Source organism: Aquimarina sp. TRL1 (assembly GCF_013365535.1).
In the GTDB taxonomy this organism is placed as follows: domain Bacteria; phylum Bacteroidota; class Bacteroidia; order Flavobacteriales; family Flavobacteriaceae; genus Aquimarina; species Aquimarina hainanensis.
The window spans coordinates 2,250,163-2,274,651 of sequence record NZ_CP053590.1 but is presented as its reverse complement, the minus strand read 5'-3'; the positions used below and the strand labels follow the sequence as shown (position 1 = coordinate 2,274,651).

Annotated in this window: 22 protein-coding genes and 1 tRNA gene; 9 read left to right on the top strand and 14 right to left on the bottom strand. The window is 35.7% G+C overall.

Features of this window, described 5'->3' with window-relative positions:
- The first annotated feature begins 1 nt into the window (after position 1).
- From HN014_RS09290 to HN014_RS09280, 3 genes are all read left to right on the top strand, one after another.
- Positions 2-1,285, top strand: a complete 1,284-nt coding sequence (locus HN014_RS09290; protein WP_176028607.1) for a RagB/SusD family nutrient uptake outer membrane protein — start codon at positions 2-4, stop codon at positions 1,283-1,285.
- Between the two features lie 94 nt (positions 1,286-1,379).
- Positions 1,380-2,981: a phosphodiester glycosidase family protein gene (locus tag HN014_RS09285; protein ID WP_176028606.1), complete on the top strand. Its 1,602-nt coding sequence runs from the start codon at positions 1,380-1,382 to the stop codon at positions 2,979-2,981.
- 767 nt (positions 2,982-3,748) lie between these two features.
- Positions 3,749-5,167, top strand: coding sequence for an SDR family oxidoreductase (locus HN014_RS09280; RefSeq protein WP_176028605.1), 1,419 nt, complete (start codon positions 3,749-3,751; stop codon positions 5,165-5,167).
- Positions 5,168-5,251: 84 nt separating this feature from the next.
- Here the strand turns inward: HN014_RS09280 and tssD (HN014_RS09275) are convergent, their stop codons facing one another.
- From tssD (HN014_RS09275) to tssD (HN014_RS09265), 3 genes are all read right to left on the bottom strand, one after another.
- On the bottom strand, positions 5,252-5,485 hold the full coding sequence (tssD, locus tag HN014_RS09275) for a type VI secretion system tube protein TssD (RefSeq protein WP_176028604.1): 234 nt from the start codon (positions 5,483-5,485) through the stop codon (positions 5,252-5,254).
- A gap of 160 nt (positions 5,486-5,645) precedes the next feature.
- A complete protein-coding gene (locus HN014_RS09270) occupies positions 5,646-6,200 on the bottom strand; it encodes a hypothetical protein (protein ID WP_176028603.1) in 555 nt (184 codons plus the stop codon).
- 12 nt (positions 6,201-6,212) lie between these two features.
- On the bottom strand, positions 6,213-7,973 hold the full coding sequence (gene tssD, locus HN014_RS09265) for a type VI secretion system tube protein TssD (protein ID WP_176028602.1): 1,761 nt from the start codon (positions 7,971-7,973) through the stop codon (positions 6,213-6,215).
- A gap of 1,194 nt (positions 7,974-9,167) precedes the next feature.
- Between tssD (HN014_RS09265) and HN014_RS09260 the strand changes: the two genes are divergently transcribed.
- From HN014_RS09260 to HN014_RS09235, 6 genes are all read left to right on the top strand, one after another.
- Positions 9,168-10,109, top strand: a complete 942-nt coding sequence (locus HN014_RS09260) for a hypothetical protein (RefSeq protein ID WP_176028601.1) — start codon at positions 9,168-9,170, stop codon at positions 10,107-10,109.
- Between the two features lie 905 nt (positions 10,110-11,014).
- Complete coding sequence (locus HN014_RS09255) at positions 11,015-11,752, top strand: hypothetical protein (RefSeq protein ID WP_176028600.1); 738 nt, start codon at positions 11,015-11,017, stop codon at positions 11,750-11,752.
- Between the two features lie 638 nt (positions 11,753-12,390).
- Positions 12,391-13,173: a sensor histidine kinase gene (locus tag HN014_RS09250; protein WP_176028599.1), complete on the top strand. Its 783-nt coding sequence runs from the start codon at positions 12,391-12,393 to the stop codon at positions 13,171-13,173.
- A 297-nt stretch (positions 13,174-13,470) separates the two neighbouring features.
- Positions 13,471-14,109, top strand: a complete 639-nt coding sequence (locus HN014_RS09245; protein WP_176028598.1) for a response regulator transcription factor — start codon at positions 13,471-13,473, stop codon at positions 14,107-14,109.
- A 369-nt stretch (positions 14,110-14,478) separates the two neighbouring features.
- The gene (gene rpoN, locus HN014_RS09240) at positions 14,479-15,939 is read left to right on the top strand and encodes an RNA polymerase factor sigma-54 (protein ID WP_176028597.1); all 1,461 of its coding nucleotides are present in this window, start codon (positions 14,479-14,481) and stop codon (positions 15,937-15,939) included.
- Positions 15,939-16,544: a hypothetical protein gene (locus HN014_RS09235; RefSeq protein WP_176028596.1), complete on the top strand. Its 606-nt coding sequence runs from the start codon at positions 15,939-15,941 to the stop codon at positions 16,542-16,544. The genes rpoN and HN014_RS09235 overlap by 1 nt, the downstream gene beginning before the upstream one ends.
- Here the strand turns inward: HN014_RS09235 and HN014_RS09230 are convergent.
- From HN014_RS09230 to HN014_RS09180, 11 genes are all read right to left on the bottom strand, one after another.
- Entirely contained in the window at positions 16,539-17,243 is a 705-nt protein-coding gene (locus HN014_RS09230; protein ID WP_176028595.1) for a porin family protein, read from the bottom strand. The genes HN014_RS09235 and HN014_RS09230 overlap by 6 nt on opposite strands.
- Before the next feature lie 596 nt (positions 17,244-17,839).
- Positions 17,840-18,322, bottom strand: a complete 483-nt coding sequence (locus tag HN014_RS09225; protein ID WP_176028594.1) for a biopolymer transporter ExbD — start codon at positions 18,320-18,322, stop codon at positions 17,840-17,842.
- A 4-nt stretch (positions 18,323-18,326) separates the two neighbouring features.
- On the bottom strand, positions 18,327-18,935 hold the full coding sequence (locus HN014_RS09220; protein ID WP_176028593.1) for a biopolymer transporter ExbD: 609 nt from the start codon (positions 18,933-18,935) through the stop codon (positions 18,327-18,329).
- A gap of 489 nt (positions 18,936-19,424) precedes the next feature.
- Positions 19,425-19,910 carry a biopolymer transporter ExbD gene (locus tag HN014_RS09215; RefSeq protein ID WP_176028592.1) on the bottom strand — a complete coding sequence of 162 codons (486 nt, stop codon included), beginning with the start codon at positions 19,908-19,910 and terminating at the stop codon, positions 19,425-19,427.
- Between the two features lie 23 nt (positions 19,911-19,933).
- Complete coding sequence (locus tag HN014_RS09210) at positions 19,934-20,542, bottom strand: biopolymer transporter ExbD (protein ID WP_176028591.1); 609 nt, start codon at positions 20,540-20,542, stop codon at positions 19,934-19,936.
- Position 20,543: 1 nt separating this feature from the next.
- Entirely contained in the window at positions 20,544-21,014 is a 471-nt protein-coding gene (locus HN014_RS09205) for a hypothetical protein (RefSeq protein ID WP_176028590.1), read from the bottom strand.
- A gap of 111 nt (positions 21,015-21,125) precedes the next feature.
- Entirely contained in the window at positions 21,126-21,926 is an 801-nt protein-coding gene (locus tag HN014_RS09200; protein WP_176028589.1) for a MotA/TolQ/ExbB proton channel family protein, read from the bottom strand.
- Positions 21,927-22,012: 86 nt separating this feature from the next.
- Positions 22,013-22,100, bottom strand: a tRNA-Ser gene (locus HN014_RS09195).
- A gap of 62 nt (positions 22,101-22,162) precedes the next feature.
- Positions 22,163-23,197 carry an asparaginase gene (locus HN014_RS09190; RefSeq protein ID WP_176028588.1) on the bottom strand — a complete coding sequence of 345 codons (1,035 nt, stop codon included), beginning with the start codon at positions 23,195-23,197 and terminating at the stop codon, positions 22,163-22,165.
- Between the two features lie 14 nt (positions 23,198-23,211).
- A complete protein-coding gene (locus HN014_RS09185) occupies positions 23,212-24,000 on the bottom strand; it encodes a TatD family hydrolase (protein WP_176028587.1) in 789 nt (262 codons plus the stop codon).
- A gap of 201 nt (positions 24,001-24,201) precedes the next feature.
- A complete protein-coding gene (locus HN014_RS09180) occupies positions 24,202-24,480 on the bottom strand; it encodes a hypothetical protein (RefSeq protein ID WP_176028586.1) in 279 nt (92 codons plus the stop codon).
- Between the last annotated feature and the right edge of the window lie 9 nt (positions 24,481-24,489).

Genomic DNA, 24,489 nt, shown 5'->3' with positions numbered 1-24,489 from the left:
CATGAAATTATATAAAAAATACAGTCTGTTTTATATCTTATTCATCATGCTATTAACAGCATCGTGTTCTAATGAATTAAACTTATTTCCTGAAGAGAGTATCGACCCATCTCAATTAACTGCTTCAGATCTGCCACAACTGATAAATGGAGTATATAATAAATCTACTATTGGCATTGGTAACAGGTTTATTGATTTTGATTTGTTAGCACATCACTTTGAAGCAACTCCTCTATTTGCAGGAGATGATGTAAATTATATACGAAACAGACTAAACCCAACACAAACAGAAAGCTGGTGGATAGAACTTTATGAAGCCATCTTCAGTGCTAATTTAGCACTGGAAGTCATCGATAACTTAGAAGGTGATTTCAAAACAGAAGAAGCAACTGCTTTGTATTTCAGGGCACTGTCGTATTACTATCTGGTCACACGATTTGGTGGAGTGCCATTAATATCTAAAAACACCACTGAAATTGTTCAGAGAGGTACAATTGATAGCACCTGGGATTTTATCATTTCTGATCTGACCAATGCGCTCCCTTTAGCCGATGATTTTAGCAATCAAAATTTTGTTTCTAAAGAAGCCATTCAAGCTTTGCTCGCAAGAGTATATATAGCAACAGGGAATCACTCAGAAGCATTGATCATGGCAGAAAATGTTATATCCTCTTCTTCTGGTCAATTTTCATTGGCTACAGATTTTGCCTCCATTTTTAGTATAAATGGAAACAAAGAAGTTATCTTTTCTTTAGGTAATACGCCTGTTGAACTCGTAAGACAATACGTAGTATTTAATCCTAATGATCATCCCATATCAGGATCTCAACAGTTTGCTCCTACCGATATTATATTCAACCAGTTGTTTTCGGATCAAGACTTAAGAAAAAATGCATCTATTACGACATTCAACAGCCAGAATATTGTAAATAAGTATTCCGAAAGCAGAAATATGCCGGTGGTCGTGAGCAGAATGGCAGAAATGTACTTAATTAGTGCAGAAGCACAAGGGTTCCCATCTGGAATGGCTCGATTGAACCAACTAAGAAATATCAGAGGATTAGCATCTCATACGACCATTACCGGTCAGGAAGGATTTATCGATGCAATCCTTGACGAAAGACAAAAGGAGTTTTATGCAGAAGGTTTTTATTGGTATGATTTAGTCCGGACCAATAAAGCATTAGAGCGACTGGAGAATGTAACCGAACAAAATCAGTTATTGCTCCCTATTCCCCAACGAGAAATAGATCTAACCGGAATTAAGCAAAATCCAGGTTATTAATTTGAAGTAGCTTTTGAAAGTTTAGAGAACAAACCAGGATATTCGTTCTCTAAACTTTCTCTTAATAATCATAACACATAGTATTTATGAATCAATGAAAAAATTAGCATATTACATCTTATTCACACTATACGCCTGCTCGAATGTATCTAATGACTCTAAAATTCCCGATTTAGCCATAGGCAGAAAAGGATTAAACCAGCAAGTCAGTTACAAAAAATTAGCAGAAGGATTATTTTTCTATCAAATTCAGCGGGGGAGTCCCTCTCCAAAAGATTATTTTGTTCTTTCTTCGGGAGCTATTTCAGAAAAAACAGAAAAAGACTTACTTAAAAAGTTAAAAGAGAAAGGAACCATTTCATGGATAGAAGAACCAGCTGAAAAAGGACCACATGGTGAATTTCTCGGAAACATTGTCCGGGTTGGAAAATTCGAAAATATCAAGGATGCTCAAAAAAAAGAACAGGAGCTCAAATCAGAAGGCATACAAATGACCGTAAGGCATACAGCTGAAGACAATAAACCAACCTCTGGTCCTTTTCTATTAAGTATTTTAAAAATAGATTTAACTAGTTTTAAAGGGAATATATCTTCTGCTTTAGGGAAAAATGTAATCAAGGAGAAAGCATATGTAACTGATATTTCTAAAAAAAATAATGCCTTAGCTGCTATTAATGGTGGTTTTTTTGCCTGGAACAATACTGTTGGAGTCGATGGAGAACCAGCCGGTATTTCTGTTATAAACGGTGAATTAGTAAGTGAGGCTACTAATGGAAGAAGTGCCCTGGTTATAGACAATAATACGCCCAAAAAAGTTTCAATAGCGAAAAATGTAACTACGCGATTACGACTATTTATTAATGACACTTCTTTTTTAATTCACGGGATAAATAGAGAGGCAGGTAAAGTATTAAACTGCGGAAATCAAATAGACTCGGTAAGATCGAGAATTCCGATTCACGATTTTGTATGTAACAACCCCAATGAAATAATTCTTTTTAATAAGCAATTTGGAAAAAAGAGTATTCAAGGAGAAGGTATCGAGTTTATTATTAATGAAGAAGGAAAAGTAATTTCCAAAAATACATATAGAGGAGGTGAAATTCCGGAAAAAGGATACCTTATACAAGCCACAGGTAGTTATATTGAAGAATTAGATTCCCTCATCGCTAAAAATCAAACTATTCGGGTAGAAACAAAAGTATTTACCGATCAAAAAGAAATTAAATTAAAAAATGGTATCTACTTAATAAATGGAGGTCCTATCTTATTGGATAATGGTAAAATTGACCCTCATGCCAGGTTTAAAGAAGGTTTCGAAACCCAATTTCAAAACTTCAAGGTCTCTGATGATTTTGTCGACAAAAAAGACAAATCATCTATTTCTGATGACGCCCAAAACAATAGAAAAGGGTTTTATCATGGGTGGGTTGTCAGAAGACATCCAAGAACTGCCATTGGAATTAAGAATAACGACGTTTATATAGTTGTAGTCTATGGGAGGCAACCCACAATTACAGCAGGTGCTTCCATTACAGAAATGTCGACATTGTTTAAACAATTAGGTTGTACAACGGCCTTTAACCTGGATGGAGGAGGCTCCAGTATGATGGTCATTAAAAATAGAAAAACGGGAAAATCATCAGACATCTCAGGAGAAAGGGAAGTAGGAGATGCTATTCTAATAACCGAATAAACAATGGATCTATACATCGTATCTGCTAACGTCTAGCTATCAAGGAAAAATGGGGGCAATCTTAGTTTTAGAGAGGAATCCTGATATTATTTTAATTTAAATTAATTGTGGATTGTTAGTTTTAAGTAAAATTCAGGACCTCTCTTTAACATTTAGTATAATGCCAATCAAATTATTGATCCCCACCACACTTTACAGTTGAAAGATACAATAATTAAAACAACTATCCACTCTTATTACAGTGGTAGTAGCTACATTCCCAAAAGAGGAATAAGATTGTTGCTGTTTTATATTCATCCCCCCTACCTATAAAGACATGCTCTTTATGAATAACAGTTATTGAAATGGTATTTTTTTCTTCACTAAAGAAAAAAGCTACTTCATTATGAAATCCCAATACATTATTCTGGCATAACGGATATATTTTTATATCCTCTCTATTTTTTGTATCTTATATTTTCAGTTAGCTGATATACCTCAGCACTTTGCTCGAATTAAAAATCATTATCTCACCCTATAGCTTGTATTTCTATAATAGCGATTATATGGGATACACCATTAGATTAATTACTACTGAGGTATTTCAGGTGGATTTTATATGACTTCTAAAAGGGGATAGTATAAATAAATGAAACGAACAGTAAGAAATTTTATACTACCATTTGTATTTTGAATTTACAGAAAAAGAAAAGTACGATTTTATTCCAGTAGATGTAAAAATGTAAATGGTATCAGTAACTATCAGTAAACTATTAAAAATTAGACGTGTGAAAATTCTTATTACCGGAACTACAGGATACATCGCAAAGCGGTTAGTACTTCGTTTATTAGATCAAGGACATCAACTGGTATGTTGCGTTCGGGACTTACAACGAATTCCTGACGAAATTGAGTCTAGAGATCACATTGAATTTATAAAAATAGACTTTCTAAGACCTGCGGCGGTTACCTTTCCTTCAGATATAGACATTGCTTATTATTTGATTCATTCTATGGCAAGTAGTGCCACAGATTTCCAACAGCTCGAATTACAATGTGCTACCTATTTCAAAAAACTATTAGAAGCAACAGATTGCCTACAACTTATTTATCTCAGTGGTATTGTCAATGAATCTTCGCTTTCCAAACATTTGCAATCTCGTTTTGCTGTGGAGAAGGCATTGCAATCCGATCAGTATGCGCTCACTACATTTAGGGCTGGCATTATTGTAGGCAGTGGCAGTGCTTCTTTTGAAATCATCAGGGACATTGTAGAAAAGCTCCCGCTAATGGTAGCTCCCAAATGGCTACATACCAAAACGCAACCTATTGCTATACGAGATGTATTGAGTTTTTTAGAAAAAGCTATTGCCCGAGAAGAAACGTATAATACATCCTTTGATATTTGTGGTCCGGAAATCCTAACCTACAAAGAGATGTTATTACAATTTGCCGCTGTTCGGGGATTACGCCGCTTTATTTTCATCCTTCCTGTCCTTACACCAAGGCTGTCTTCGTACTGGTTATATTTCGTCACCACGACTTCTTTTAATCTGGCACAAGCCTTAGTAGACAGTATGAAAGTTCCTGTTATTGCCCGATCCAGTACTATTAATCAACTATTAGATATACACCCTATCTCCTATAAGGAAGCAGTAGCACTGGCATTTCAGAAAATAGCACAAAATGCCGTAATTTCCAGCTGGAAAGATGCTATCAGCAGTGGTGTGTTTAAGGATCAGCTAGCCACTCATATTCAGGTTCCTCATTTTGGATGTTTTAAAGATTTACAGGTGGCTCCTGTAATAGATGAAACCTATACCCTACATAAAATATGGACTATCGGAGGAAAGAATGGCTGGTATCGTTATAATTCATTATGGAAACTACGAGGAATCATCGATAAGCTATTCGGAGGGGTTGGTCTCCGAAGAGGACGCACACATAGCACTTATCTGGAACCGGGAGATCCCCTGGATTTCTGGCGCGTGATTCTTGCTGACAAATCTCAAAAGCGACTACTCCTATTTGCCGAAATGAAACTGCCCGGAGAAGCCTGGCTCGAATTTAAGATTGCTAAAAACAAATTGTATCAACGTGCCGTATTTCGTCCTAAAGGAATATGGGGACGTCTCTACTGGTTTGCAGTTGCTCCTTTTCATCTATTCGTTTTTAAAGGGTTGATCAATGCCTTGACCAAAAAATAATACCATTTGTATTTTGGATTTACAAGCGAAGAAAAATACGTTTTTTGTTTCTGTAAAAGCGCAAAAAACGTATTCTAGTATATTTTAATATATCGGCGTCACTATTGCCTGATGCCTCTCCGGGTTCCAGCTATTCTCATGGATCAGCTCATTAAGATATAATTCTCCCACACTGATTCTAAAATCGATATAGGCAGGCTGTGCCGATTCGGCATTAAATCCTAAGTAGTGGTGTAATCTATATGCATTATAGAAATGGATCGTCGTTTCTACGGCGCTCAAATCGTATTTATAGAGGGTGATGGTTCCTTTCTTCACTAAAGAAGGTGAATACCCAATCCACTAATACATCCTCCCAAGTCAGGGAATGCTCCCCGACCAATAAGTACCAAGAGAGGATATAACAAAGCCTATTAAGAATGTAAGCAAGCTATCACTTAAAACATTTTTTTTAAAATCGTGCTATTATATATTATGCTTACCATTTTACTGGTATCCTCTTTACAAAAAAATTATCTGTTTTTGTATCAAAAAAAGTCAATTTAATAGTATCCTTTTTTAGAATACTTGTTGCTAAGGCTGTATATTCTCTCTTAAACTCTAATATATCATTAATATGGTAATCACTTTCTAGTTTTAAATTGCCTCTTTTACTAAAATACTCTTTTTTAAACTTGATTGTATCAATAAAGTGTTTAGAATAAATAATAAAACTTTTGTTTGCTCCTGAACCAATGACAGGTTCTTTAATAGGTTTGATATTTTTATGACCTATTATTTCATATACTTTAGAAAATGTCCCTTTATTATTATAAAGGTACTTATGATCAACTAATTTAATTTGATTTTGGAAAGTATTCTCTATTTCTATTTTTATTGGAATATTAATAGCCCAGAATTGGTTCATATTTGAACTATAATTTACTATAACATTTTCTTGATTATCATTCTGCTTAATTATTAATTCACTAATCCCAGTTTTACAGCCATATAAAAAGAAAAATAAGAATAGTATTTTTATAAGTTTTGTCATTCTAAAATTGATTTAATAGTTAAGAAAAATAGTTTCTATTACTTGAATTATTTGATCTTCTTTGTTTTCCATATTTCTATACAAAATTTTTATAGGTCTTTCAAAACTTTCAATTTTAGCATCAAAAGCTCTTAATTCTTTAAAGGTTTTAAACTCTCCTTTTAATAATTTATTGGCTGTTTGATCTGAAATATCTATAAGTTCCCATTGATAATCTGTGGTATGATCATAACTGCGAACACACTTTTTTACAGCTTCTAATCCTTGTAATTTGGCAGCCAAAAGTTCTTGCTGTACTATTTCCTCCTGTATCTCGTCTAAGTCTGCTTTCATCTCCTGTGCCAATACCCCTGTAAGATCAGCTATTGGCGATAATGGTCCAAAATCTAATGGCAGAGGAGCTGTAGGGTCAATGTCTTGCTCTGCTGCTTTTAGAAAACTAAATACATTAAAGGCATTCCCTACATTCGTAAGCATTCGTAGTACGGTAACTCTTTTCCCGTTTTTAGCAAAATAGTCGTATTGACTAATCCCCTTAGTAGTGGTTAGAGGTTTGCCCTGATGCTTAAACCCAAAGTTTTTTGCTCGTTCTACATTCTCAAAGACTTCTCCGCTATTGGTATACAACTCATGGTATTTATAGACTAATCGTTCATTGGTATACAACTTTCCATTATTATCGACAAGATAGCCTTTATTTAGTTTAGTAAATGCAATTTTCTTGATCTGTTCCGCTGCTTTTTCTTCGATTATTCCCAGTGCTTTATCTTTCAGGTTGCTTTCCAGCATCCCTTTGCCTAATTCCATTAATAGCATCGGTTCTCCTTCATAACTGATAAACTCAGGTAGATCATACCCGCCTACTGGGGTTTTAATATATAAGGTTCTATCGCTTAATGCTACCTTGAGGTAGTCTCTTTGATTTCTGGGCATAGTTGCTGATATGCTAACACCATCATTTTTAGTATAGGAGATATCCCAGTACAACTCTATATGCGGGCTCCAGTCATCGGTTATCACTGGTTCCCAACTTTTTTCTAGTTTTACTGGAACTGTAGCGATACTTTTTCCCTCTACAGCTTGTACAATGGCATTTTTATTTACAGGGTCATTGGGGAATTTATCTGTATCAGCATTTAGATGGTCAAAGCCTAAAGTATTATCGTAATCAAACAGCTGTAACTGTAGTTCTCCACCTGTGGGTATCTCAGCGGTTTCTACATGAAAGTACATGCTCTGTTCTAATTTCAGGGCTATGGTTTCTCCGTCTTTTTCCTGTAGATAGCGATCTTTTCCTTCTCTGTCATACGACCACCAACCTGATACGATTCTGGGGTTTAAAACAGTTTCTTCCTCCCTCGGTGTTACTATCGCCTGATGTCTCTCCGGGTTCCATCTATTCTCATGGATCAGCTCATTAAGATGTAATTCTCCCGCACTGATTCTAAAATCGATATAGGCAGCCTGTGCCGATTCGGCATCAAATTCTAGGTGGTAGTGTAATCCATGTGCATTATAGAAATTAATAGTCGTTTCTACAGCACTCAAATCGTATTTATAGATGGTGATGGTTCCTTTCTTCATTAGAGAAGGTTGCAATACCCAATCCACTAATACATCGTCCCGGGTCATAGGAACCCGAATATCGATAATCCCCGCAGTAATATAGGGATTGGGACGTCCTGTATGATCTGCTGTCTGTGAGAACTCATAATCACAGAGCAATAGCGGATATACCTTATTGTCCATGGTTAATTCAGCTTTAAAGCCCATACTGTTGATGATTTGTGTTTGTATTCATTTTGTTGGTTATATTGATAGCACAATATAACCAATCATATAATACTGTATACAACAGTATCCATATTTTTGCAGTAGCTTCAATAAATAGTGTATTGATGCCCAGTATATAAAGCGTATTCTAGTTATTGGAAATGATCCTGGTTAATAGCTACTTGTTAAGAAGAAGAAGTACGTAAGGGGATAAAAGCAGTGTTTGATACCAAAAAAAGACACACACACTTAGACAGGGGTGACCCCCATCGCAGTCCTCTTATAGCCTGTCTTATAGGGGGGCGATGGGTGCTGATACTCCTTAGAACTCCTTATAGCACGCGTTCGAAGCGTTCCCGAACTGCTTCGAAGAATGCTTTTAATCAATCGAAACATTCATTTAATGCTTGTCTATCCACAGTTTTGGGCAGCACCCCCTTAATAAACGCCCTTTTTTCTATTATTTTGGGCAAACAGCTATTAGTAGTAAGGCTCAGAACCCGTCCCGGAAGCCTTCGAAATATTAATTTAATGTTTCGAAATACTTTTTGCTGGGCTAGACCCCATAGCTGGAGGGGGGCGCCCCCTTGTTTACTGTATACAGCTGTGGAGATTACTTTTTGTCGAGCTCAATAATACTTAAAAACAGCGTGTTAATCTGGCATTAATATCATTTGTATTTCGAATGTACGAACAAAGAAAATCAAGCATAACAGGGCTATGGTTGATTGTTATTCTGAAACTGAGATAGAAAAGAACATTCTATTCCAGTAGATGGAGCACGTAAATGACATCAGATACTTCTTATATTTTCAGGGGGAAATTTCCCCTCCTCTCTATCGGGAAGATTCCCCTATTTGCAGTAGTTTCAGTAAGTTTTATTATTAATAAAACCCTCATTATCAACACAATACTACAAAAACAGCTTCCCTCCTTTTCTCTCCTGTTTGTCAGCGCTATTGAATAAAATAGCTTTATACTCAATAATTACTGATGGAAGCAGGTTTTTCAAAAAAAGGAATACCATTTGTATGTTGCGTTTACCGGCAAAAATCATGCACAGCAATGCTACGGTTGATTTTTTTCTGAAACTGAGATCAAAAAACATTTTACTCCGGCAGATGGAATGTGTAAATGGGATAAGGAGTTCCTTCTTTTTTGTAGCTGTACCTATCGTATCTAAAACCTATTATTATGAAAACTTCACACCGTATGCGACAGGCTTTTTTTGCTGTGGTCGCAACCATCACACTCAGCAGTTGTGAACAAGAAGCCTCTACTGCAGAAACCGCTAATGTATCTCCTCCTGAGCACATGATCTCATTGGATAAAGCAACTACAGAGTACAACAATTTTTACACCACCCGGATAGCTCCCCGTAAAACCGCCACTGAAGAAAACAGAAGTGTATGGTTTGATATCGGGCAATTACGTCAGCATCTGAATCGAATGGATCAAATAGCGGCACAATACCAGATCCCGATAACCAAACTTTCGTTCTTACTAGGTGCCAATGCGCAGGGACAACGTACTGTACTAATTGCTCCTATGACCTTTGATTCGCAATCCGGAAGTCACAGAGCCTTTACCATAGAACAGCAACAACTTCGTTTTTTGCATACGGATCCTTATGATAACTATAGCCTTATTGCCAGTCCAGATACTGAAACCGAAACATCTTTAGTCCTGGGAACATCAGGATTAGTATCTACAGCAGAAACTGTTGCGCAATACAATCGGTACTATGATACCAAGGTAGTTCCTATTGCTGATCAGGTACCGCACGATACTCGTATTTGTTTTTACAAAAAAGGAATTTTTAGTGCCTATCTCGATTACCTGCAGCAACAAGCCGCTGACAACCAGATTACTTTAGATGGTGTTCAGGTTGTATTCGGAGTCTATGACAATACGCCTGAAATGGGAGCCATGGCCAATCATCAAACCTTGTTCTTTGCTCCTACAGAAACCGGTGGAAAAAACAAGCAGACAATCTCCTATTCTATTATAGAGAGCACTAAGGTGATCCTGGATTTTTCTCAAAATACCTTATCCGTACCATCCCATAAAACCGGAGACAACCAAAGCAGTAGTATAATGAATGAATTAAATGGTTCTCCTCCAAGAGGGAATTAATACAACTCAGGAAATCCTTTTTATTAATTTAAGGATTTCCTTCCTTAATATCTTTTCATGTTAAAGCAAGAAAAAATAAAAAAACCGGGTAACAATAAGACTTAGCTGTACATATACCTACAAAAAGAAAGATCACAATAAAAATGACCACGACCTTACTAATAGTAATAAAAGCAATCACCCTGTTAATCAATTGGGTTTTGCAATTCATCTAATTCCGGGAATGACTGTATCATCAAAAATAGCCTACAGAAAACCTTGTACTTTTTTACTAGTTAATACCCCTTTTCCTAAAAGGGTTTTTTCCCCCTAAAAACAAGCTGCACGCCTATGTTACCATCCTTTGACTACTTATTGTTTTTACTTATGTTCCAAACGATTAAACACATAAAAATCGTTTTATTATTTCTTTTCATTTTTATTAATTCGGTAATAGTTCTATTTTTAGTTCATTGAATATAGCATCCATATACGGAACACAGCTATTGATAACAGGCACTATTATCACCTGTGTTTCTTGTTTTTTAATAAAAACAGCGGTATGGTCTCTCAGAAAGCCCAATGAGAAATTCAATAAAAAGGTTGAGGGAATCAACCACGGGAAAATGATACCATTTTCGTTTTGAGATTACCTATTAAAATTTCAAAGCAGAAATGGTCTTATACCCTTTCCATTTTGAATGTACTGACAAAGAAAATTATTATTTTTTTGTTTCAGTGAAGAAAAAAAAAAAAAATCAAGCATAGCAGCACTACGGTTTATTTTTATTCTGAAACTGAGATGAAAAAAGAACATTTTATTCCAGTAGATTTTAAAGTGTAAATGGTATTAACACCACATGATGAGCTTAACCCCTCACCGTGTGTACAAAAACAATAAACTTTCTAATCAAATTTTACACATTATGAAAAAACTACTTTTACCAATGCGCCTGTACAGTTTGGCAGCTTTGATGCTTATCAGTTTGGGGGCGTGTAATCAGGACACTTCAGGGAATGATGCAGTGATCAAAAAGTACAAAGAAAAAATTGAAGCTCAGCAACAGGAGATCGCCCGTCTCAAAGAGGCATTAGGAGAAAACAGAAAAGAGCCTCCCAGTAATATTATCAGCCTGGAACAAGCAGAAAAAATGTATCACCTATATAGTCCAAGGAGTAAAAAAATCAGTAAAGAGGTAGCCAACCGATTGGACAAACCGGATTTTAAAGCTACCCGATCTCTATATTATAAACTAGATGATTTATACCACTACCTAGGATACATCCGAAGGCAATCCAAAAAAGCCAATATCACACCATCCGGGGTTCGCTTTTATTTTGGGATTTATTCGGATGACTATAAAAGACATAAGAAAGATGACTATGCCGGACGTCAATCCCTGTTTTTTACTCCGACGGTAGAAAAGAAAATAACTGTAAACGGAGAAGAAGAAATCGCACATCTGGGATACACATTAGATGACAATTTTAAAATGGTATTGCTCAAAGATGCCATTGGGACAGATAATCGAACCGGAGCTATCCATACCAGTCAATCTAATAAGCAAGCAGCAAGCTTTTTTAAGCTTCGTACATTATCCAGAAATAGTAATAGTTTAATTGGGAATGAAATGGGGAGTTCTCCTCCGATAGGTCATCATTAGAATATGAATATAGATATAGAAATATTAAAATCTATTAGATATATAGGTCTTTTATTTGAAATATTATCTGCTATAATTGGCACTATTTTTTTATACAAATATAAAGATACGTTACTTAAATACTTTTTAGTATTATTATGGTATACTGCTATAAATGACGTTTTAGGAATGTATCTTAGAGAATACATTACAAACTATAATGGATTTATTTATAACATATATTATGTTGTAAACTTTTCTTATTTGTTTGTTTTGTATAAAAACCATGTTTCAAAGACTACATATAAAAAATCCATACTAGTATTTCTTATTCTATACATACTATCAACGATTATTTATGGTTTTTTTGAAAACTATAAAGTACACTTTCAGAGCGTACCATACATAATAGCTTCTTTCTTATTAATAATAAGTATTATTTTCTATTTCATAGAAATCCTTAATTCAGAAAAAGTATTAGTCACTAATAAGAATTTATTGTTTTGGATAAGCATAGGGTTTCTTATCTATTATGTCGGAAATATTCCTTTTCGAATTCTTAGAAATTACTACGAATATTTAACTGATGCTGTAGTTTTATTCTTAGTTAATTTTACACTTACGGTTATTAAAAATATCTGTTTTATTATTGGATTTATATGCAGCGACAAGAAACAGCAATATTAATTGCCAGTATCACTTTAATTGTACTGGTCGTTTTGATTATCTTTTTGTTTTTGATTTTTCAAAAGCGAAAGAACAGTCTCTTAGAGCAACAGGCTGCTGCCAAAAAAGTCTTTGAAAAAGCATTGGCAGAGACGCAGATTGAAATTCGGGAGGAAACCCTGCGCAATATCAGCTGGGAACTCCATGATAATATTGGTCAGTTATTGACATTGGCTAAAATTCAGGTAAATATCGCTCAGGATGATCCTGAGCGATTGCCTGAAGTTACGGATACCATCAGCAAAAGCCTGAAAGAATTAAGAGCGTTGTCCAAACTCATTAATCCGGATGCAATCAAAAATCTCAGCTTAACAGAGGCTTTATCACTGGAGATCGAACGATTTAACCGACTTCAGTTTATTGCTGCAACTATGAACGTAGAAGGTGAGCTTCGATTGATTGACGGCAAAGCAGAAATTATTATCTTTAGGATATTACAGGAGTTCTTTTCCAATACCATTAAGCATTCCAAAGCCGATGAACTAAATGTCCTGGTACACTATAAGACAGATCGGCTGGAAATCAAAGCCCGGGATAATGGAATTGGATTCAATCAGCATACCGCTTCCCCCAGGCAAGGAATCGGATTGCTGAATATGCAAAGTAGAGGTAAATTAATCAATGCTGTAGTGAAATTGCACTCCAGAGAAGGAGAAGGAACAGCCATATTACTAACGTATTATTACAAAAAACCAATTGCAGGAATGGAAGCATGACATACCGGCATTAATCTTTTTAAAATTATAAAGGAAAGCCTGTTCGGTGCAAGTGCACGAAGCATTACACAGAAAAAGGATTAACTCCGGACACCCAGGTTTAGACCTCCAATGGTTCACTTATAATTTTAGTAAAACGGTATGTATTCCCATTCTGATTTGAATATCCCTCATAGGCACTAATGAGGAACCTTTTGACATAGATAAAAAATGTGCCGATCGTACGTAAACCACTTCGGGGCAATTCCCGAAACATGTAATCTCGATGATCGGATAACAAACTATAAAAATATACAGATGAAATATTCAGTTGTCATTGTAGAAGATCACATATTACTATCACAAGCATTAGCAGGTCTTGTGGCAGATTTTGACAAGTTCAAAACCTTATATGTATGCAAGAATGGGAAAGAGCTACTCACTCGTTTTAAAGATCCCAAAAACATTCCTGATATTGTACTGATGGATATCAATATGCCTATTATGAATGGGATTGAAACCACTGCCATTATCCGGGAAGAATATCCACAGGTTAATGTACTGGCTCTTTCTGTAGAAGAAGATGAAAAAACGATTCTCAAAATGCTTCGCGCCGGAGCCAAAGGATACCTCCTCAAGGACACCGAAAAAAGCATTCTGGAACATGCGCTGGAAGAAGTTATAGAGACCGGTTACTACCACACTAAGGACGTAACTAATTTGCTGATCAACTCATTAAATCCTAAAAAAGAAGCTTCTGTTATTCTCAAAGACCGGGAAATTGAATTTATCAAGCATGCCTGTACAGAAAGAACGTATAAAGAAATTGCCAATATGATGTGTCTTAGTCCTAAAACGATCGAGGGATATCGCGATGCTATTTTCGAAAAACTACACTTAAAAAACAGAACAGGATTGGTTATATACGCTATCAAAAACAAGATATTTACCCCTTAAAAATTACTGGATTCCCTTTTCTTTTAATTTTTTTTACCCTGATTGTATATTTTTGGCGCGCTTATTGCGTTATCCAATCGAAACCCCTGTATAAAGAGCTTGTTTTTAGGTGCTGAGGAAGTAACTATAAAAGAAACCTGTAAGACATTCACTTGAAACAACCCTTGTATTCTGAGGCTAATAAGCCCTGAAGTATTTACATCCCCATTATGGAGTAAAAACAAGACTGACAGGAACGATCAAGAACTAACGCCAGCCATTTTATCCTGACAGTAAAAACACCTGGCATATCATATAACCATTGATTACCGGTATAAAATACGCATCATTTTATGTATTTTTGTAGGTAGCCACAGATTTGTATTTTTTATGCTAAAACAACAATTAAATTTTAAACTTTCTCAGAAGTTATCTCCACAGCAGATTCAATTAATGAAATTGATTCAATTGCCTACGCAGGCATTTGAACAACGGCTAAAACAGGAAATGGAAGAAAATCCTGCTTTGGATAGTGGCAAGGATAAAGGAGATGAGTTTGAAGATACCTTTAGCAATGAAAATAGTGCAGAAGAAGATTTTGGAACCGAAAAAATTGAAACCGAAATCAATATCGATGAGTATCTTAGTGATGATGAGATCCCAAGTTATCGATTGAGCTCTAATAATTACAGTGCGGATGATGAAGAAAAAACAGTTCCCTATGCATCAGGAACGACCTTCCATCAGCATCTGATCAATCAATTAAATACCTATCGCCTGTCAGAACAAAAAAGAAATATCGCGGTATTTTTGGTTGGGAGTATTGATGAGAGTGGCTATATCCGACGTTCTGTCCCTGATATTCTCGACGATCTGGCATTTACCCAAAATGTATATACTACAGAAGAAGAAATAGAAGAAGTCTTAAAAATTGTACACCAATTAGATCCGGTGGGTGTTGGTGCCAGGGATCTACAGGAGTGCCTCTTAATCCAATTACGAAGAAAAGAGACCACCATTCCGATCAAGCTGGCAACACTTATTCTGGATTCTTCATTTGATCATTTTAGCAAAAAGCACTATGATAAACTACTCAATAAATTTGATGTTACCGAAGAACAGCTAAAAGAAGCTATTGAAGAAATTGAACATCTCAACCCCAAACCCGGAGGAGCTTATGCCGGAAACAATAAAGTTATCGAGCAGGTTATTCCTGATTTTACGATACGAATTATTGACGACGAATTAGAGCTGACACTAAACGGTCGCAATGCTCCGGAGTTACATGTATCCAGAGAATATAACAATATGCTACAGGCATATAAAGCCAGTAATGAAAAATCAAAGACACAAAAAGATGCCGTACTCTTTATCAAACAGAAACTTGATGCCGCCAAGTGGTTTATCGATGCTGTAAAACAACGACAACAGACACTGTTCGTAACCATGAGTGCCATTATGCATTACCAAAAAGATTATTTTCTTTCGGGAGATGAACGGAATCTAAAACCTATGATCCTTAAGGACATTGCAGATGAGATTCATATGGATGTCAGTACTGTATCCCGGGTAGCGAATAGTAAGTATGTAGATACTCCGTATGGAACTAAGTTGATAAAGGAATTCTTTTCTGAATCGATGACCAACGATCAGGGAGAAGAAGTCTCTACCAGAGAAATCAAAAAAATACTGGAAATTACTATTGCCGAAGAGGATAAGAAGAAACCGCTGACCGATGAGAAACTTGCTAAAATTCTGAAAGAAAAAGGATACCCTATCGCCAGAAGAACAGTAGCCAAATACAGAGAGCAACTTGATATTCCTGTCGCGCGTTTAAGAAAGAAAATCTAATGAATGCATTGCTAAAAAGTTTTTCCTATATCCTACACCCCATTATAATGCCTATACTGGGCGCTATTATTTATTTTAGCAACACCCCTCGTTTCTTTGCCTTTGAACTTGTACAGGCTAAACTGATCGGGCTGTTTATTATGACTGTGTGTATTCCTGTTATCCTTTTTTTTTCGCTGAAAAATCTCGGCTTACTGGACTCCTTTCACCTCGCAACAGTCAATCAACGAAAGATTCCACTAATATTGCAGTCTTTTATCTTGTTGCTGGTCATTAAAATTATTATCGATGCACCTACATTCCCGGAACTGTACTTCTTTTTTCTGGGAGCTCTGATATCAGCGATTAGTGCTACTTTTATTGTTTTGTTTAATATAAAAGCAAGTTTGCATATGATTGGTATCAGTAGCATCACCATGTTTACTATTGCATTGAGTGTTCATTTCGGAATTAACATCACCACTTTAATTGGTCTGCTATTTATTGGAAACGGGGCACTGGCCACCTCTCGTCTTATTTATAAGGCACACACCCATACAGAACTCATTCTGGGCATATCTATAGGAATGCTGCCTCAGCTGATCCTGGTCAATTTCTGGTTATAAAATATAAAACATAAGTCCGATCTTACAAGTATTCATCTCCAGAGATTGTCCATCATCCATTACAGCATTTTTAAAAAGCGGGTTTAAGCTGTAATACACATAAAAATTAAAGGTATTCCACCCAAAAGCAAAGGAAGTTCCTATACGCCAGGGATTGACTTCTTCCACCTTATTTTGTTTTACAATACTCCCATTATTTTCATATCTGGATGTAAAATGATACAAATACCCCATTCGAATTCCCGTGTAGATACGATAAAACTTATGAGAAGCTGCTGTAGAGGTTCTCCATCGAAATTCTAATGGTGCCTCTACCAAATGTGTTACAAATCGATTAGAACCATACCGTACCCCTGATAAGGAGCTAAATATTGTTTTTTCAGCAGTCGTTTCTTCTCCGATATACAAGTTTTGATTATACGTATTAAAAGAATATCCAAGCCCTAAAGCTATCGCTACGTTTCGCTTCTTATTTACAGGCATATCTCTCATATAGCCTAAATGAAGCCCTCCTGAAAACCCAGATTGCTCTATTCCATCAGGAGTATTAAAAAGTAAGTTCATTGTTGCTCCAACATAAAACTGATCTTCTCTATATAAAGAATCCAGTACTATACTTTCCTCCTGTATGGTATCTAATTGACCAAAAGCTGCTTCCCAGCAACAAAGAATCCCAAAAAACAACAAAGAGTATCTCACTTTTTTATAATTTATTTTTCTAGTAGTAATCACCTATACACTACAAAGTAATTTCTATCCATGAAACCGTACTGATAAAAGCTCTAATTCGGATTATGTATTAGAAAAACTATTTTACAATATATCACTTTGTTGTATTTCTCAGATTAAACATAGTACGACTATACTTAATTTGATAAAACATCATACCTGATCGAATTTTCGTACTTCATTATAAAACCCTAATGCGTACTACAGATCAAAACAACCTGCGAAATCTTTTTATCAAGGTTGACTAATAATCCCAAAGCACTAAAATACTTTATATTCTTCAAACAACACCTATACTGCTTAAAATTGACAGGAGCAACTATGCTGACATATACACATACAAAGCAAGCCCAGATATATAAACACGAGAGTAACACATAACGAATTAAGTCGTTACAACAGTAAGTCACCTCGGAGCATTTATTTAAAACAGATTTTAAATTTCAAAGCAAGCTTTGAGAGAATTACACCCATTGGTCTTATCTTTAAATACAAGCCCTACAAACAATCAAAAAGCTTCCCCTAAAGGGGAAACCTTTTGTTGCAAATTACAGGACATTTATTCATCAGTGAAAGACATCTGACAGCGCTCCGGTCCGTGTTGTATAATTAACCTTTAACGCCTGTACAGCCCTCAGCTCTTTTTTAATATCACCAACCAATCCCATATTTGTTTGACCATCTATTTTTAAGGCAGTCACCTGAAAAGGAACTAATTCTTCTCTCATTTTATTCCGCTCTGCCAGCACGTAGGATTGGATATCTTCCAAACTAGCAAACTTATCATTCAATTGAACTCTTCCCTCTGTTCCTGCATTGGATTGATATCTGCTACTTGGTTTCCCGGCATAAATATAGATGACCAGATCTTTTTTCTCTAATTTCTCTACCTGATCAGCTATTGGTAATTTATTCGCTACCATAAGCGTATTTTGCCGCATTGTTGTTGCTACCATAAAAAAGAACAACAACATAAAAACGATATCTGGTAATGAAGCAGTAGATATTGATGGAATTCCTCCTTTTTTCTTTTTATTAAACTTGGACATATTCTTATTGTTTTACGGGTTCTGCTTCTGATAATTTCTCTGGATACATCGCTCGGATAGCGGTTAATTGTGCTTTTAACTGCCCTTTATTATTCGAATCACTAGCTTCTTTATACAACGTGAGCATTTCTTCATATGAGATTCCGTATTTACGCCTAGCTTCCCTATTTCGTAAACTCGTATATGCTGCCAGCAGTTCATTCTGAACCGCGATATACATCTCATAACTTGTTTCACGATCATTAACCAAAGAGATCACTGCCTTTTCGGGGCTGTCTGATAAATTATGATCTCTATTTCCCATACAATACGTACATGAGGATACCCCTGCTCCCCCATTGTCTAAAAAAGCAACAGCTGCTTCTTTCAATCCTTTAACATCCATCATTTGCTCCTCTACCAATAACTGGTTGTCTTTGTTAATCTCCACCCTGAAAAGATTACGTTCTTTAATATGAATATCTTGCGGAGGCTTTTCCAGCAAAGGTGGTAGTTTCCTGCTAATTCCTACATCAGTTTCTATAGTAGTGGTCACTAAGAAAAAGATCAATAATAAAAATGCAATATCAGCCATCGAGCCTGCATTTACTTCTGGTGCTAATCGTCTAGCCATAATTATATAGATTTAATTAATACTCATAATGTGGCTTTCATCGAATCAGAAGTGATACAATCATTATATGTCTAAAACAGTATAGCTATTTTATGTCCGACAGCATAAGGGAGAGAAAATCATCGAACGTTAGCTACTAAATTTATATACATTATTACCATAATGCATATACTATTCGTTCATTGGAGGAAAACTCGCGAATAAAACGTATACTCAATATCACTTAGCGTTTGGATGGTTAGATATTGATATAATAACGATGAAAAAAAATCCCTATTCTTATTGCCCATACCTGATTAACAGGTTTACCCCCATGGGCAATAATGAATAAAGATTAAAGTGAAAGATTATAGGAAATCTTTACATATATACAGTAACAATTGTCATGCCATACCGTATTTTTAATTCTTAAAAAAACAATGGAATAAAAAAAACCTGACCAAAAAGGTCAGGTTTTTTGAAAATACTTATGATTAGAATAGAATATTCTTACTTTTTTAAATTATCTGTAGCACTACCTGTTCTGGTGGTGTAGTTAATTTTAAGTGCTTGAACATCTCTCAATTCTTTTTTAATATCTCCTACTAATCCCATATTAGTATCTCCATCAACTTTTAGGGCTGTAGTAAGGAAAGGAAGCAATTCCTCTCTTTTAGAAGCTCTTTCTGCAAGTATAAACGCTTTAATTTCGTCTACTTCAGCAAACTTATCATTTAACTGTACTCTTGCCTGATTACCTGCACTAGCACGATATCTAGCACTTGGCTTTCCTGCATAGATGTACATAACCAAATCTTTTTTATCTAACTTCTCTATTTGATCTGCTGACGGTAATTTATTGTCAATCATCAATGTGTTTTGACGCATTACAGTAGCCACCATAAAGAAGAATAATAACATAAATACGATATCTGGCAAAGATGCTGTAGAAATAGCTGGCAATTCACCACTTTTTTTCTTTTTAAACTTAGACATAATCTATTTTTTATGTTATTAATTTATTTCTTTGGTTCTGCTTCTGAAAGTTTTTCAGGAAATAACAATTGTACTTTTTTGATATCATCCTTTAATTTTTCTTTACTTCCAGGATAGTTCACATCTTTAAGATCTTTTTCCATTTGGACAAAAGTCTTACCGAATAATCGCTGAGCTTCTCTGTTACGTAATTCTGTATATGCTGCTACCAATTCATTCTGAACAGCGATATAGGTTTTATAACTTGTCTCACGATTATTACGTAGTGATATTACGGCTTTTTCAGGATTATCAGAAGAAGATGGATCTTTTTCTCCTCTACAGTATGAACAAACATCATTTCCTGCTCCTCCTCCGTTATCTAAAAATTTGATGGCTGCCGCACGTAAATCCTTCAATTCCATTGGCTCCTCTTCTACCAACAGGTCATTGTTTTTATTCACCTCTACTACAAAAATATTTTTTTGCTTTAATACAGGTGGTTCAACATCTTCTTCCTGTGGCGGTGGAAGCTTCCTGCTGATACCACTATCGGTTTCGATCGTTGTGGTAACCAGGAAAAATATAAGAAGTAGGAATGCAATATCTGCCATCGATCCTGCATTTACTTCTGGTGCTGCTCTCTTTGCCATATTACTTTATTAATTTTTTGATACCTGAAACAACCATTAATCCTACTGCTATTGCTGACAGGAAGTAGAATACATACAATCCTGCTCCTACCCATCTAGAACCTCCTGCAGAAAGTACTTCTCCATCTTTCAACGGAGTTTCAACTCCCTGAGCTAATCCATATCCAATTCCTACTACTAAAAGGAAAGATACAAGACCAATAGCCGTCTTTTTTAATCCGGCTGGGTTTTTAGCTAATGCAGAGAATACTGCAATTAAGGTAACAACAACAACAATGATAAAGATTACAAGTGTCAGGTTATATAGTGGACTTACTGCAGAACTCGCAGCTTCTAATGAAAGATCACGTGCTTCAGAAACCCCGCTCTCTGCCATTAAATCTCCAATCTTACCGTTCATTACGAACCAAAGGATAATTCCCAAAGCTCCAACAGCAAGAACTACATATGATAGTATTTTTGAAATTTTCATGTGACTATTTTTTAATTTAGGAATGAATAATTCTCAAACCTGATGAATAATAATTATTTTCTTTTTTCGACATCAGTGGTTAGCCGATGTGCACTTGATAGAAAATGCTTATTATTTTTTGTTTTTATAAGCTACCAACATATCGATTAACGTGATTGACGCATCTTCCATGTTGTTCACAATACTATCGATTTTTGCTACAATGTAGTTATAAAATATCTGTAAGATAATAGCAACAATAAGTCCGAATACTGTAGTAAGAAGTGCTACTTTAATACCTCCTGCTACAAGCGATGGCTGCATATCTCCAGCTGCTTCAATCTTATCGAATGCCTGAATCATCCCGATTACAGTTCCCATGAACCCAAGCATCGGTGCCAATGCGATAAATAATGATACCCAAGAAACGTTCTTTTCTAGCTGTCCCATTTGAACACCTCCGTAAGCTACAACTGCTTTTTCTGCAGCATCAATACTTTCGTCTGCTCTATCTAACCCTTGGTAGTAAATAGAAGCGATCGGTCCTTTTGTATTTCTACACACCTCTTTTGCAGCTTCTACTCCACCGCTATTTAACGCATCTTCAACGTTTTGCTGTAATTTCTTCGTGTTGGTAGTAGAAAGATTCAAAAATATAATTCTTTCGATTGCAATTGCAAGACCTAGAATTAAACATAACAATACAATCCCCATAAATTCAGGACCTCCTTCGATGAAACGCTTTTTGATTTCTTGGTGGAAGGATAATTCTTCTTTTGCAGGAGCTGCATCTTCTTGTACTGTAGTAGTGGTAGTTATAGGAGCAAATAATTGCACATTAGTTGATAATAACTGAGCAGGTACAGTAGCTGCTTTCACGTTTCCAAACGCCATTACTGCTGCGATTGCCAGAATAGAGAATAGTCTTTTCATTGCGCTGATTCTTAATTTTAATTAGTTAAATAAAGGGTTAAAGATAAAAAAATATTATAAACTCTCTTAAAAATTTAATAATAATGCAGAGAGGAAGGGATTCGAACCCTCGATACGCTTTTGACGTATACACACTTTCCAGGCGTGCGCCTTCGACCACTCGGCCACCTCTCTAGTTTTTTCTTAAAACGGTGAGCAAATAACAAAAAAAATGTTAACTAATGAAATTTAATGAGTTAATTTTCGGACATTTCCCCTCTTACAGAAGTTTCATAGATGGTTTTTAGGACTTTAGGAGGTAAATTTTCTCCCAGTAAATACATCAATTTTGCGATAGCTGCTTCTGTTGTGATGTCATTTCCTGAAATAACTCCTGCTTTTTTTAGCGCTACACTGGTATTATACTTACCCATTTCGACACTTCCTCCTGCACATTGCGTAACATTTATCACCGGTTTTCCCGTTTTTATAAAAGCTGTCAACGCCTCGATAAACCATTTTTTAGTGGTGGTATTACCAGAACCGTACGTCTCCAAAATCACTCCTTTTATCAGATCAGAAGAAAGAATACCTGTTACGATATTCTCATTAATTCCGGGAAACATTTTCAGAATAACCACATCGTTATCAAAATGGGTATGATAGATCATTTTTTTTCTTCTGTTGGGTTTCCTCAAAAAGGAGCTATTTATTTTCAGATGAACTCCTGACTCTACCAGTGGCGGATAATTAGGAGACTGAAAAGCTTCGAAATGCTCTGCATTTATTTTGGTTGTTCTGTTTGCTCTCAATAATTTATACTCAAAATACAAACCTACTTCTGTAATTACCGGCTTGCCTTTTTCTTGTAATGCTGCGATCTGAATAGCTGTAATCAGGTTTTCCTTTGCATCAGTTCTCAAATCCCCTATCGGCAGCTGAGACCCTGTAAAGATGATCGGTTTTGTTAAATTTTCAAACATAAAACTAATCGCAGATGCTGTATAAGACATCGTATCGCTTCCATGGAGCACAACAAATCCATCATAGTCTTCATATTTCCTATTAATAATCCCTCCTAAATCCTTCCACCTCGCTACATTCATATCCGAAGAATCAATAGGTTCCTCGAAACTAATCGTTTCTATCACACATTCCAATTGTGTCAATTCGGGAATCCTCAATAACAACTCATCAAAATCAAAAGCAACCAACGCTCCTGTTTCAAAATCTTTCACCATACCAATGGTTCCCCCTGTGTATACCAGCAATATTTTTGGTGTAGCCCCCATAATCTAAATTAATTTTATATTCCAAAAACTTCTTTTGAATTCGCAGTAGTAATTTCTGCTATTTCTTCTTCTGATATGCCGTAAATTGAAGATAGCTTTTTTGCCACATGCAACACATACGCACTTTCATTTCTTTTTCCTCTGTATGGAGTTGGTGCCAGATACGGAGCATCTGTCTCCAGAACAAGATCTGTCAATGCAATCTGATCCAGAAACCTATCTATCTTCCCGTTTTTAAAAGTAACAACTCCCCCTATACCCAGTTTCATATTATAAGAGATCGCTTTTTTAGCTTGTTCCAAGGTTCCCGAAAAGCAATGAAAAATACCTCTTAGTTTTTCTCCTTTTTCTTCTTCTAAAATTTCAAAAATCTCATCAAAAGCATCTCTTCCATGAATAACGATTGGCAATCCGTATTTTTTCGCTAATTGTATCTGCCTTCGAAATGCATCTTGTTGCTGCTTCAGAAAGGTCTTATCCCAATACAAATCAATCCCTATTTCTCCTATAGCATAGAAACGTTTTGAAGAGGATGATTCACTTCTTTTTTTTACTTCTTCTTCTACATGTGCCAATTCATCTTCGTAATTTTCTTTGACATGAGTAGGATGTAATCCCATCATCAAAAAGACCTGCTCTGGATATTTTTCTTCTACTGCATACATCGCTTCTGTATAAGCAGAATCAATTGCAGGAACAAAAAAACGTGACACTCCGGACGAAATTGCTCGTTCCATCATTTCGTCCTGATCTTCATTAAAAGATTCACTGTAAATATGTGTGTGCGTATCTGTAAGTATCATGAAGGCAAAAGTAACCAAATTTAATTAGCCACCATTGCTTTTCTATGCTTCATAATAGTTTAAAAACAACGATAAAAAAGCCGATTTTATAGTATTTTATCGAGATCATTTAACTTCCTGTTTCTTATGAAAAAAGTTTAGTAAACTAAAAACACCAAGTGACCTCTCAATAATACCCCATCTATAAAACCGGCTTATACCTTATATAATATCAATAATTCTTTTTAAAGGAATACTCACAAATGAGCTTAGTATGACAACCTTTTTTGTCACTCCCCATACCACAGCTCTTACTTTCTTAATCCCTTCATCATCTGCAAATAAAATTTCTACTTTGTACCGCTCTACTTTACCCAGAAAAGCTGCTCTTTTTAACTGTAAAAAACGATTATTTTCATCGCAAATACATCCTAAAACTTCATATTCCGGAAATTTCAATTGCCGAATTGTATCTTCTTCTACGATTTCAACTTCCACCATACCATTTTT